11 protein-coding genes are annotated in these 12,631 nt (G+C 37.6%); all 11 read right to left on the minus strand.

Annotated features, from left to right (window positions below; translation table 11 throughout):
• Positions 1-6: 6 nt before the first annotated feature.
• Entirely contained in the window at positions 7-954 is a 948-nt protein-coding gene (gene whiA / locus KH364_RS04455) for a DNA-binding protein WhiA (RefSeq protein ID WP_273298756.1), read from the minus strand.
• A gap of 15 nt (positions 955-969) precedes the next feature.
• A complete protein-coding gene (locus tag KH364_RS04460) occupies positions 970-2,319 on the minus strand; it encodes a gluconeogenesis factor YvcK family protein (protein WP_105081309.1) in 1,350 nt (449 codons plus the stop codon).
• 12 nt (positions 2,320-2,331) lie between these two features.
• Entirely contained in the window at positions 2,332-3,246 is a 915-nt protein-coding gene (gene rapZ, locus KH364_RS04465) for an RNase adapter RapZ (protein ID WP_009352646.1), read from the minus strand.
• 12 nt (positions 3,247-3,258) lie between these two features.
• Complete coding sequence (locus tag KH364_RS04470) at positions 3,259-4,071, minus strand: Cof-type HAD-IIB family hydrolase (protein ID WP_273298757.1); 813 nt, start codon at positions 4,069-4,071, stop codon at positions 3,259-3,261.
• A 287-nt stretch (positions 4,072-4,358) separates the two neighbouring features.
• The gene (locus KH364_RS04475; protein WP_273298758.1) at positions 4,359-5,639 is read right to left on the minus strand and encodes a putative porin; all 1,281 of its coding nucleotides are present in this window, start codon (positions 5,637-5,639) and stop codon (positions 4,359-4,361) included.
• A gap of 609 nt (positions 5,640-6,248) precedes the next feature.
• Positions 6,249-7,511: an S-layer homology domain-containing protein gene (locus KH364_RS04480; protein ID WP_273298759.1), complete on the minus strand. Its 1,263-nt coding sequence runs from the start codon at positions 7,509-7,511 to the stop codon at positions 6,249-6,251.
• A gap of 632 nt (positions 7,512-8,143) precedes the next feature.
• The gene (gene lepB / locus KH364_RS04485; protein ID WP_273298760.1) at positions 8,144-8,728 is read right to left on the minus strand and encodes a signal peptidase I; all 585 of its coding nucleotides are present in this window, start codon (positions 8,726-8,728) and stop codon (positions 8,144-8,146) included.
• A 9-nt stretch (positions 8,729-8,737) separates the two neighbouring features.
• Complete coding sequence (locus KH364_RS04490; RefSeq protein WP_009352688.1) at positions 8,738-9,607, minus strand: YitT family protein; 870 nt, start codon at positions 9,605-9,607, stop codon at positions 8,738-8,740.
• On the minus strand, positions 9,597-10,124 hold the full coding sequence (locus KH364_RS04495; RefSeq protein ID WP_273298761.1) for a hypothetical protein: 528 nt from the start codon (positions 10,122-10,124) through the stop codon (positions 9,597-9,599). Before KH364_RS04495 ends, KH364_RS04490 begins: the two co-directional genes overlap by 11 nt.
• Positions 10,125-10,238: 114 nt before the next feature.
• Complete coding sequence (locus KH364_RS04500; protein ID WP_273298762.1) at positions 10,239-11,453, minus strand: DUF3084 domain-containing protein; 1,215 nt, start codon at positions 11,451-11,453, stop codon at positions 10,239-10,241.
• An 85-nt stretch (positions 11,454-11,538) separates the two neighbouring features.
• On the minus strand, positions 11,539-12,630 hold the full coding sequence (locus KH364_RS04505) for an LptF/LptG family permease (RefSeq protein ID WP_273298763.1): 1,092 nt from the start codon (positions 12,628-12,630) through the stop codon (positions 11,539-11,541).
• Position 12,631 lies beyond the last annotated feature (1 nt).

Raw genomic sequence — 12,631 nt, forward strand, 5'->3', positions numbered from 1 at the left:
TTACCTCTATATTTCTTCAAGCCCCATCGGGTCATATGTAAGTGCTAATGCTTCAATCTTTTTAAGACGGTGGCCAATGCCCGATTTAGACAGTTCACCATCCATTAACTCTTCTAGCTCTTTTAAACTCGCTTCGGGATTTTCCCACCGAAGTCTTGCAACGACTCGCAATTTTTCAGGCAGTTCTTCAATACCGATTTCTCTATCGATAATACGGATGGCTTTTACCTGACGTACCGCTGCATCTACAACCTTTTGTAAATTTGCAGTTTCACAGTTTACCTGTCTATTAATCTGATTTCGTACAGTCTTCATAATCCGTACGTTTTCAAATTCCATGAGAGCAGATTGAGCACCCATGATTTGTAAGCAGTTCGTCACTGCATCGCCTTCTTTAAGGTATACTACATACTCTTCCTTACGCTCTGTTAATCCAGCGTGAATGTGAAAGAGCCGTAACACATGGATAATCTCCCGTGCAAAACTTTCATTGCCCGTCATAAACTCTAGGTGATAATCACTTTGCGGTTTATTAACGGATCCTCCACCTAGGAATGCACCCCGTAAAAAAGCACGTCGAGCCTCCATAGACTTGAGCCAACTGCGTGGAATTTGTTCAGTTACAGGCCATAGTGCAAGGTCTTCTAAAGCTTTACGCCCCTCCATAGATGGTTCTACAGATAAGGTATACATATTTTTCTTACGCAAGTTTAAGCCTTGTCGTACTAATACATTAGTAGGTAATTCGTATTGTTTCTTTAAAATACCTAGTAAACGACGAGCTACCGCATTATTAGCCGTAGCCAATCGAATTCCTACGGCACCTTTCATACCTAAAATGATGGATCCACCCATGCGCAATAAGCAGGACGCTTCAATTTTCATGGCCACATCTGCATCACTAGAGGATTCATATTGGCATAATTCATTTTTTACATCTTCTGCAAATGACATGGGTATCCTTTCTTATTAATGATCGTCTCGTTGGAGATAATATTCTAGGATATGTGGTTCTGTGTTAGATTGCATAGCACGAACGATATCCATAATGACTTTGCCTAACCGTTCTGGATCATGAACAGCTGGCTTTTTAGAACTAATCAAGGTAGCACGAATTGTACGAATACCTTTAGCTTGTAATTTTTTCGTATCTAATGCTACAGGTTCAGAGCCTACCGCACTATATTGCTCAACCATTTGAATTGGCAACGGACCGTCATTAGCTAAAACAGTATCTACAATACCTTCCCCACCATGAGCAATTAAAGCCTCTACATGGTCATTTAATGTATAACCCGTAGTTTCACCTGGCTGCGTCATAACATTAGCAATATAGATTTTATTGGCCTTACTTGCTCTTACATGAGAGGCAATCTTATCGGTCAACAGATTTGGAATAATACTAGTATATAAACTACCAGGACCAAAGATGATTACATCGGCTTCATCGATGGCACGCAAAGCAGCACCTTCCGGCTTTGGTTGAGCAGGATCGCTGTAAATACGTTGAATGCGCTTTCCGGAATTCGGAATATTGCTTTCACCTTCTACGATAGTACCATCGGTCATCTCCGCTACTAACTTAATGAACTCAGTAGACGACGGAATTACACGACCTCGTACACGCAATAATTTACTAGCCGCTTCGAGAGCCTCCTCCACATCACCATCATATACTTGAGCAAGTGCTGTGATAAAGAGGTTACCAAAACTATGCCCAGATAGCTCATTTTCCCCTTCAAAGCGGTAACGGAACAGGTTTTCCATAACCCCTTCTTGTTCAGCTAATGCAATCAAGCAGTTTCTCAAATCGCCAGGAGCAATCATTTTAAAATCTTGACGCAAGCGACCAGAAGAACCTCCATCATCAGCCACAGTTACAATAGCTGACAAATTTGACGTATGAGACTTCAAGCCACGCAATAAGTTTGATAACCCCGTGCCACCGCCGATAACGACGATTTTTGGGCCCTTATCAAGGCGAATATTCTGGAAAATAATATCCGATACTTTGCTATCAGGATTTGGTAATACAGCACGAATAATCGTTTTAATAACCTTACTCGTACCGATGAGCATCAGTATAGCACCGATGGATAATAGTACAAACCCTACAGCAATGAGAACATTATAATTGTAAAAGCCCGTTAAATCATAAGAAAAGGCTAGTACAATATCTTCAAGCACGGCTAACCATTGATAGTTGAACATCAATGAAATACCAATAATTAATAGACCTACACCAACACTAAACAGGGCAAGCCAACGTTTTATATTTAGGCCCGGACTTAGCCACCGAAACCATCTTTTTCGCAACATAAGAACCCCTATCTAGTTACCAAGTGTTTTAATTTCATGAGGATTAAAGTCTTCTTCCACATTATTTTTCATCATATCTCGATGTTCAACAGATACGCGGTAGCCCTTTTCAAGCAAGTGAGAGTATAAGGATTCTGCCATAGCAACAGATCGATGCATACCCCCAGTACAGCCTACAGCTACGATAAATTGAGATTTGCCTTCTTGTTCATAATTTGGCACAAGAAAATCTACCGTATCAAAGAAGCGTTTTTTAAACTCATCTGTCACTTCGAAAGAGTGAATATATTCATTAACGGCCTTCACGCGACCTGTTTTATGTCGGAATTCAGGAATATAAAACGGATTTGGTAAGAAGCGTACATCCCATACCATGTCCGCATCGAGAGGAATACCATATTTAAAACCAAAGCTAACTACCGTAATAGCCATGCCATGACCTTCATCCACTTGAGTAAAGCGAGTTTTTAAATACTCTTTAAGACTAGCTGTTTTCATATTTGTAGTATCAATGATGAAGTCTGCTTTATGGCGTACAGAATTAAGAATTTGACGCTCTTTTTTGAGACCAGTCGTAATCAACCCATCTGGAGCCAATGGATGGCTCCGACGACTTTCTTTATAGCGACGAATTAATGTTTCATCAGTAGCGTCCATGAATACGATTTCAAAATCTACCTTCATATCTTTTAATCTATCAAGAGATGAAGAGAGAGCTTCAAAGAACTCACCACCACGAATATCTACAACTAAAGCTACCCGATTTGTACGCTCCCCACCTTGACGGCAAATTTCACTCAATTTTGGTATCAGCACAGGTGGAATATTGTCGATACATAAATATCCCATATCCTCTAAGGCCTGTAATACTTGAGTTTTACCAGCACCAGACATGCCAGTAACGATTAATAAACGAAAGGCTTCCATAGTTTTACTCCATTATAAAAGATTCTCTTCAATCCAGCGGGCCACACCATCTTCATTATGGTGACCACAAATTGCATGAGCTACAGATTTCACATGATCAGTAGCATTTTCAACAGCTACTGAATAACCGGTTTCACTGAGCATTGAAATATCATTCTCTGCATTGCCAAAGGATATAATATTCTCTAAACCGATGTGATTATCAAAAGCTAACTGTGCCAAAGCACGCCCTTTAGATACATTTGGAGCAATGATTTCTAAAAAGTCACGTTGACTGCGAACTAATGTAACTACATCCCCCACCAAAGGCGTTAAGGTATTAATAATTCTATCAATACCTTCTACAGTATCGATAGCAATTAATTTATTAGGTTCGGATATTAAATTATATAATTCATCCCCTAAAAACTCCGCTTTAGCACCTGTTTGGGCTTCATAAAGATCAGACTGCCATGTTTTATGGTGGCATAATAAGTGATCATCCACATAGGATTGAATGTGCCAATTGTATTGTTTAGCTAAATCAAAAATACGACGTACAGCCTGAATAGAAACAGTCTGCTCAAAAAGCTTACGCTCCGTCTCTAACTCTTGAATAAGGCCACCTGAAAACAAAATCATCGGTACATTACCAAGCTGTAAAGCCAAGCCAATAGGCTTAGCCGTCTGGTACATGCGCCCCGTAGCTATAGTGATGGCAATCCCTTTTTTATGCAGCCTTTGTAATACATCTATAGTATAGTCAGAAACAGTATTATCGCTGCATACTAAGGTTTCGTCACAATCGATAGCCACCATTTTAATACAAGAAAAGGAAGGGTTCATATTTGCCTCCTTTATAGGAAAATCTAATACTCTTTATTATACCATTTATAGCACTTATATACATAGAAATAACCTTGTTTCACGCTAACAAACTTAATATGTATCTATTATTTAACCTTACTAATAAATAAACCCCAAAATTATTTTACGTACATCATGAGTATTAAAAGGTTAAACTTAAATAGCACAATAAAAAGTCTTATATATCAATTTCACATAGACCTATATATGTTACACACAAAAAAGAGACTCCCGAAGGAGTCTCTTTTGTATTGATAACTATCAAATTAGAATTTGTAGTTAAGGTCTGCACGGTAGAAGTCAGCTTTGTCGTTACCGTTTTGGTCTTTCCAGTCGAAACCGTAGTTAGCGGACAAACCAACATTGTTTTGCAATGCATAGTCAACGGAAGCCATCCAACCTTTAGCATTTGTAGTGTACAAGTGGTTGTAAGTAGTGTCAACGATAGGAGCATTAACTTTTGCATCGAAGTATTGACCTTTTACACCCCAAGTACCTTGTTTTTTGATGTCGTAGTTACCGAAACCAACGCCTGCAGTCCAAGCAGTGGAGTCGTCAACATGGGAGTCTTTCAACCATTCGCCGCCTACCCAAACTTTGTCGAAGTTAGCGTCAGCGTTGAAACCGTAGATGTTTTTGTAACCATTAGAGCTATCTTGGTTTACACGATTGTAGAAACCACCAACTGTAGTGTGTTTACCTAATTTACCATTTAAACCTACATATGTATGAGTTACATTGTCAGATTTAGATAAGGAATTATCCCAAACAACAGTGCCATTAGGATCAATTTGAGGATTACCATTAGAATCAAGTTTTGGAGTACCAGTAATCAAGCCGATATTACCAGATACCATATAACCGTATGCAGCTTGTAAGTTTACTTTATCGTTACCAGCGTTGAATTGAGCACCGTCGAATGTACCGTCAAATGCTAAACCGCCACCAAGAACTTGGTTGAAACGACCAGCTTTCAAGGATACGCGTTCGCCGAATTTGTGGTTAACATAAGCGCGGTCAACTTTTACACCAACATCTTTTGTATCACCCAATTCAAAGTTATCAGAAGCTACACGAACTACTGCGTCTGTACGATCGTTAACTTTTGCGTTGAATTGCAAACGTGCACGAGCGTCGAATTTGGAGTTATCATGTTCAGCATCACGGTAACGAAGACGAGCATCACCAGTAACTTTTACGTTACCAACGCGGTCTTCCAAGCGAGCTACACGAACGCCCAAGTTGTTCAATTCGTTGGAGAATTCATCAGCCAAACGGTTGATCATAGCTTGTTGTTCAGCGTTAGCGCGGTCTTGGTTAGCCATAGCTTTAGCTACCATTTGAGCCATTTCGTAACGAGTGATGTTGTTTTGGCCTTTGAAAGTGCCATCTGGGTAACCGTTAACAATACCAGCGTTTGCCAATTGGGAAACTGCTTGGTATGCCCAAGAATCTGGAGTTACGTCGGAGAATGGGTTAGCTGCGAATGCAGTAGTTACACCCAAAACTGCTGTTGCTGCGAAGATTGCTGCGAATTGTTTTTTCATAGTTGAATTCCTTCTTTCTGAAAAAAAATAGAAATATAAAATGTTACAAGTTATAACATTCACATTCTACTCCATTCTTCAGATTAAGAATTTCTGGGAGTGTCCACGTTTCCTCGCCACATTCTACATCGAAGTTCTTCGTTTCATGTGTTTGTTATCTCTTGTACGGTGATATTAGCATAACCAAATTTTCGTGTAAACCCTTTTTTCTCATTTTCATTCTCATTATAAAAATTTTATAATTTAAAATGCCTTCAAATTTAGATAATATCTAGTTTTATGAGGCATAATTTTTTTCAATAAATTTATTAAATTTATCTGTTTTTAGTTTAAATGAGATTATTTATCACTGTTATTATTAAGTAATACTAATCAATTAATATATCATTAATAACTCATTAAAGGTTTTATGCAAAACGGTTCATAAATACCTCATACAATATATTGTGCCAACAATACTGTGAACTACTAATTTATTCGATAATCTAACTCTACTTATATATGTATTTATTTTACTATATATATACTATTATATACAAAAGATAATTAATAAGTTTTTATACAACAAAAAAAGACTTCCTAAGAAGCCTTTTTTTGTTTGTGAGGGAATTAGAATTTGTAGTTTAATTCTGCACGGTAGAAATCGGAAAGATCTTTACCGCTTTGGTCTTTAGAGTTAAAACCATAACCAGCAGATAAGCCTACGTTATCTTGTACTGCGTAGTCTACGCTAGCCATGTAACCTTTGTAACCATTAGATGTATTTGTTAAGTCATATGCTTGATCCCAAGTGGAGCTTACGATTGGAGCGTTAGCTTTTTGGTTGAAGTATTGACCTTTTACATCCCATGTACCTTTTTTAGCGATGTCGTAGTTGCCATAACCAACACCGGCTGTCCAAGCTTGGGAGTCATTTACGTTGGATGCTTTCAACCATTCACCACCAACCCATACTTTATCTTTACGGAAGTCCGCATTGAAGCCGTATACGTCTTGGCTATCGGAAGTTACTGTAGCACCGTTGTGATTCAAGTTGCCGCTAGATAATTTGGAGTAGAAGCCACCAACTGTAGATTCTTGGCCAACTTTACCTTTAAGGCCTACATAAGCTACGGAAGGGTTATCAGATTTGGAGTTGCCTGCAGCAGCGCCGTCTACCATGTAACCGTAAGCACCTTGTACTTGAACTTTATCATTGCCTACATTTAATTGAGCACCGTCGAATGTATCATCGTACATCAAACCGCTACCAATTGTTTGTTGGAAACGACCACCTTTAGCGGATACATGATTACCAAATTTGTGATCTACATAAGCGCGATCGATTTTTGCATCAGCGCCTTTTGTAGAATCACCAAATTCATAGTTACCTTTCACACGAACAACTGCTTCAGTTTTATCGTTTACTTTAGCATTGAATTGTACACGTGCACGGCCATCTGTTAAGGATTTGCTATTAGCTTTGTAAACGCCTTTATCTTCAGAGCCTTGGTAACGGATACGAGCATCACCAGTTACTTTTACATTACCAACGCGGTCTTCCAAGCGAGATACGCGAACACCTAAATTGTTCAACTCGTTAGAGAACTCATCAGCTAAGCGGTTAATCATTGCTTGTTGTTCTGCGTTAGCGCGGTCTTGGTTAGCCATTGCTTTAGCTACCATTTGAGCCATTTCGTAACGTGTGATGTTGTTTTGGCCTTTGAAAGTGCCATCTGGGTAACCATTAACGATACCAGATTGTGCTAATTGGGATACTGCTTGGTATGCCCAGCTATCTGGAGTTACATCGGAGAATGGGTTTGCAGCGAACGCTGTTGTTACACCTAATACTGCTGTTGCTGCTAAAATTGTAGCAAATTGTTTTTTCATAATGAATTCCTTCTTTCTTTTCATATAAGAATATATATTCGCAGAAGACATTCACTACATATGTAGTATCACTATGAAAGATCTATTAGGAGTGTCCACGTTTCCTCTACTAATTATCTATCTAAGATCAACCACTTTGTGGTGTCGTCCTTCTGTGATGTGAATATACCACTACCCAAAAAGTTTGTAAAGCATTTTATACAACTAAATTTGATGAAATTTCATTCATGAATAAAAATAATCTCATAAACATAGATTTTTACTGCATTTTCTAAAATTAAATTTTGTACAATTTCATTTCTTAAATTTATTTTTTCTTGTTTTTTTTACTTAATTAACATTAATCATTAATTAATTTTTCTAATTTATTAGAATTATATTAAATACTTCCATTTATAAATGTACGATTCAATGCTTTCATGTAACATATTTTCTTCTTTTAAGTCATTAATCTTCTTTATATAACACTATATACTAATGCATACTACTAGAAACCATTTACAATGTTGTAAGGCCATCGTAATTTTAACAAAAAAGCCTATCTACAATGTCATTTGATATATATCCCCTTTACTGTTGTCCAGTAAAGGGAGTACATATCAATTACATCAATAGATAGGCTTTTACCATTATTAAATTGCGTAGGATACAAATCCTAAAATATGATCTACAGGTACAGAACCGATAAAACGACTATCGCTAGAGTGATTTCGATTATCCCCCATTACAAATACATGACCATCTGGAACGATTACAGGCGTAGAACGAGTAAAGTTCATTTTAGGATCTTTAGTATATGGCTCTTGTAGTTGTTCCCCATTACGCCATACGTGACCATCTTTAAACTCTAATACATCACCAGGGAGACCGATAACGCGTTTTACCCATACATCATTAGTTTGAGCAGCTTTATTAAAAACAGATGCGTAATTCATCAATGGCTCTTTCACATCATCTACCCAAGTACGCGCACGATTGACACGGCTATCGATGATAACAATTTGACCATAATCTGGCATTTCATTCATGATATGATGCCATTTTGTAACAATCAAATATTGGCCATTGTGCAATGTATCATCCATAGATTCACCAGATACACGTGTTGGTTGAATCAAAAAGATGTGAATTACCATAGCAATAATCAATGCTAACACGATGGCATAAATCCAATCTAGAATTTCTTTTATTATTGTATTACCTAATTTATTACTCATATTATCCCCTTAATGACCACCTTTTGTAAATCTTCCACCAAAGACATCATGTACGTCTTGAATGGTAATAAACGCAGCTGGATCGACTTCATAAACAGTATCCTTTAATCTTGTAATCTCAAGACGTGTTACTACAGAGTATAATATATGCTTCGGTTGTTTTAAATAACCACCTTCACCATACATAATTGTAACACCTCGGTTAAGATTAGCATTTAATGCATCTGCAATATCTTTAGAGTTATCTGCATCAGTAATAATCATAACACCTTTAGATTCTTCAAGACCTGTAATGGTTACATCAATCATCTTATAGGCAATGAAATAAGCAATTAAAGAATACATTGCACTATTCCAGCTATAAACAAAGCCGGCTGCCCCAAGAATGATTAAGTTCATAGCCATTACGATTTCACCTACTGAGAAAGTAGACTTCTTATCCCAAATAATAGCTACGATTTCAGAGCCATCTAAAGAGCCACCATTACGAATAATAAGGCCCACACCAATACCTAAGATTATACCACCAAAGATAGAACCTAAAAATGGATCTGTCGTAATAGGTGTAAAATCATGAGCAAAGTTGGAGAATATAGCCATCCAGACAATGGAAAACAATGTAGATAAGGTAAACCCTTTACCGATTGCTTTATATCCTAAATACAAGAATGGTAAATTGATGAGTACTACGAAAATACTAAAGGATATACCAGATAGTTCCGCAGCCATCAACGAAATACCAACTACACCACCGTCGATGATGCTATTGGGTACTAAAAATAAATCTAAGCCTACCGTATAGATAAAGGCCCCTAAAATCATCATTACACAACGCATAATAAGGTTTGACCAGTTACGCGTTGAAGTCTCACTTGTCATGTACTTCTCCTTTTCCGTATAACTGCTCCATAGCATGTAATCGTTTTTCTTCTAACTCACTAGAGCTTATCGTCGCTTCTTTTACTTCGATTTTACTTTGAGCCAACTGCTTTGTATAGCGTAATCCAATTACAAGCGCCGTTAAATCATCTACAGGTTCAGGTGGAAACTGCATAGATGTAGGAAGAAACTTGCGCCATCCTGTAGGTGGATTGTATTTCCAATATAATTTACGCGCCTCTTCTGTACTATGAGATTCATCGATTAAGCTTGTAGTGATTTTATGATTACGTCCAATTTGTTGAAGAGATGGATATAAATATTTATGATTCGTACCATTCCCACATACAATATGAACGATTCCATAATATTCTGTTAGTAGACATTCAATATCATCATTGAAGGTCTTCGTAGAAATAATGTTGCGACATACCATAGATCCATCAGGTGTTACAATAGCAACACCTGTTTTTTCATTACCTGGGTCTACTGCCAAAATATATGTATTTTCAGTCATTTAACTATCCTCTTTGTAAATACAGTAGTTATATTTTAACATAAAAAGAAGGTCTTATGTAAAAATTTACATAAGACCTTCTCTACTATAATGTATGAAACCAACATACTTATATTAATTTGTTTGCATTTTTACCCTATCATTTAGAGCAGGCATTTGAGTAATACGCAATTTAAGATGTACAGGACCAGAAGAATACGTATCGCCATCTACATAAGCCTCTACATGAACCTTGCCATGCATTGTGCTGACACGCCTAATGGCAGTAAATAAATCATCGCCTGGTATGGTCCCAATATCCCCAGATAAAGAGTCAGGTATAATACCTTTGGCTTTTGCTTTTTCATTTACTTGTTTCAAGAATTGAAGCATAGAGGATTGAGCATTGCTACCACCATCCATAACAGTAGAGTGAATAACTTCATTGTTCTTATAGATAAACTGTTGTGGATACACTTGGATAAGCGCTACTGCAGGTTCACCAGAAATAATATTTCCTGCCGCTACAACTTGAACAACCATTGGTGTCTTAGAGTCGATTAACTTTTGAGTAGCCACCTCAATATTTTGACGATCAACATAAACTACAGCTTGACCTTGGTCTTCTATACCAAGACGGCGCAATACTAACTGATTAGTATCATCAATAATGTGCTTGATAGTCGCTTTACTATCTTCAGCACTCAATCCAGGACGAACAACAGCTTGGGCTAATAATTGATCTACTTGGAACAGTATTGTCCCTTCCCGCAGATGAATAATGCCATTTTGCAATTGTTCTTGTGTATTTTGTAGCTCTTTTATATGGGCTTCCATCTTAGCTCGAGTAGCCTCAAGATCAGCTAACTTTTTAGATACCTCTGCATAAGATGATTGTAGCGATGCAAGTTCTGCTTCAGTAGCATCCTTAGCAGCTTGAGCACTAGCTAATTCAGCTTTTGTAGCTTCTACTTCGCGACGAATTTGTTCTATCTCGGCCATTCGCTCCTCAAGCTCTTGCTTATTTTGTTCAAGCAAAGCTTTACCACGAATAAGCTCTTGTGTCTTTGCAGCAACCTCTTCATTAAGATGTTTCATATCCGCTCGTAATTGGTCCATACCAAACAATGCAGTTCGCACACTTTGAGATGTAAAGGATAAAACACCTACTGTAGCAGCAGCAACTAGTAAACCCGTTACAATAGTAACAATAATCGATGTATGCTTAGGTCGCAATCCAAAGAGGGACATGCGACGCTTACCAACTTTGGTGCCTAACTTATCTCCCATGTAGGCTATTAGACCACCCATAAGGGCAATAATTATTAAGATTTTAACACCTACTACCATCGAGTCCCTCCTTTCATAAAATTACAATCTTCAAATCAATTATAAAACTAGATTTCCTAATTCTAGTTTATCTCTTTATCCCAGGTTACTTCGATACACGCCAATTCAAATATAAACCAGCGATGATACCTAATGTATCAGGTATTAATGCAGCAAATACAGTTGGCAAAGCACCGCCTTTACCTAAAGCACCGGCAAATGTCATTACACCATAGTAGATAAAGATGATTAGAATACTAATACCAAAACCGATAGATGAACTAGAACGTTGTTTTTGAAGTCCTAGTGGTGCACCTACTAAGGCAAAGACAAAGCTAGCAAGAGGAATTGTAAAACGTTGGTACATTTCCATTTCCAACTTATTAGCATTAGTATAAGCGGCCTTATATGCTTTAATTTGATGACGCAATTCCTTAATTGTTAATTCTTCAGGTTTGCGTTGATCTTGCTGAATATCTTTTGGTGCAGATTTAATCGGTAAGGATTGTTCCTTAAACTTCATAGTTCGTTCTACACCATCTCCAGCAGACACGTCATAGATAATACCATTTTGCATTATCCAATATTGACCATTCCAGATAGCAGTGTCAGCATTTTCAACTTGCTGTAGTTTGCCACCTTCTCCAAACTGTTGCACCGTAATCATAGACAACTGTTTAGTCTCAGCATTGTAGCTCTTTGCATACATTAATGTACCTAGCTCATCGCCATTCATCGCTTTCAACACAATGTGATTTTGTGTTTGAGGAGTCGCATTTTTCATGATTTCTTCCCGTACAATAGTTTGATACATATGGTTTGTACGAGGTACAACAAATTCATTAAATGCTACCGCACCAATAGAAATCATAAGAGCAATGATATATACTGGCATCGCAAGACGCAAGAAGCTAAGGCCACCGGCACGCATAACTACAATCTCACTAGTACTACTCAAACGACTAAAGGTCATAAGAGACGCTAAGAGTACTGACATAGGGAATGTTAAGATAACAATACTTGGTAAGGCCAAGACAAAGGCTTTCATAACAAGCAATAATGGTGCCCCATATTCAGTAATGTATTGAGCAATTCTAAATAATGTGCCTGTACCAATAAAAATACTGGTAAAAGCAAATACCCCAAATAGGAATGGACCTACGAAGGCTTTTAAAATATATTTATCTAATAATCTCATC

Origin of the sequence: Veillonella sp. oral taxon 158, assembly GCF_018376515.1 — a bacterium.
In the GTDB taxonomy this organism is placed as follows: Bacteria; Bacillota; Negativicutes; order Veillonellales; family Veillonellaceae; genus Veillonella; species Veillonella rogosae.

Excerpts from the sequence above, each read along its gene's own strand:
- whiA (WP_273298756.1), bottom strand. The coding sequence starts at position 954 with ATGTCATTTGCAGAAGATGTAAAAAATGAATTATGCCAATATGAATCC.
- KH364_RS04460 (WP_105081309.1), bottom strand. The coding sequence starts at position 2,319 with ATGTTGCGAAAAAGATGGTTTCGGTGGCTAAGTCCGGGCCTAAATATA.
- rapZ (WP_009352646.1), bottom strand. The coding sequence starts at position 3,246 with ATGGAAGCCTTTCGTTTATTAATCGTTACTGGCATGTCTGGTGCTGGT.
- KH364_RS04470 (WP_273298757.1), bottom strand. The coding sequence starts at position 4,071 with ATGAACCCTTCCTTTTCTTGTATTAAAATGGTGGCTATCGATTGTGAC.
- KH364_RS04475 (WP_273298758.1), bottom strand. The coding sequence starts at position 5,639 with ATGAAAAAACAATTCGCAGCAATCTTCGCAGCAACAGCAGTTTTGGGT.
- KH364_RS04480 (WP_273298759.1), bottom strand. The coding sequence starts at position 7,511 with ATGAAAAAACAATTTGCTACAATTTTAGCAGCAACAGCAGTATTAGGT.
- lepB (WP_273298760.1), bottom strand. The coding sequence starts at position 8,728 with ATGAGTAATAAATTAGGTAATACAATAATAAAAGAAATTCTAGATTGG.
- KH364_RS04490 (WP_009352688.1), bottom strand. The coding sequence starts at position 9,607 with ATGACAAGTGAGACTTCAACGCGTAACTGGTCAAACCTTATTATGCGT.
- KH364_RS04495 (WP_273298761.1), bottom strand. The coding sequence starts at position 10,124 with ATGACTGAAAATACATATATTTTGGCAGTAGACCCAGGTAATGAAAAA.
- KH364_RS04500 (WP_273298762.1), bottom strand. The coding sequence starts at position 11,453 with ATGGTAGTAGGTGTTAAAATCTTAATAATTATTGCCCTTATGGGTGGT.
- KH364_RS04505 (WP_273298763.1), bottom strand. The coding sequence starts at position 12,630 with ATGAGATTATTAGATAAATATATTTTAAAAGCCTTCGTAGGTCCATTC.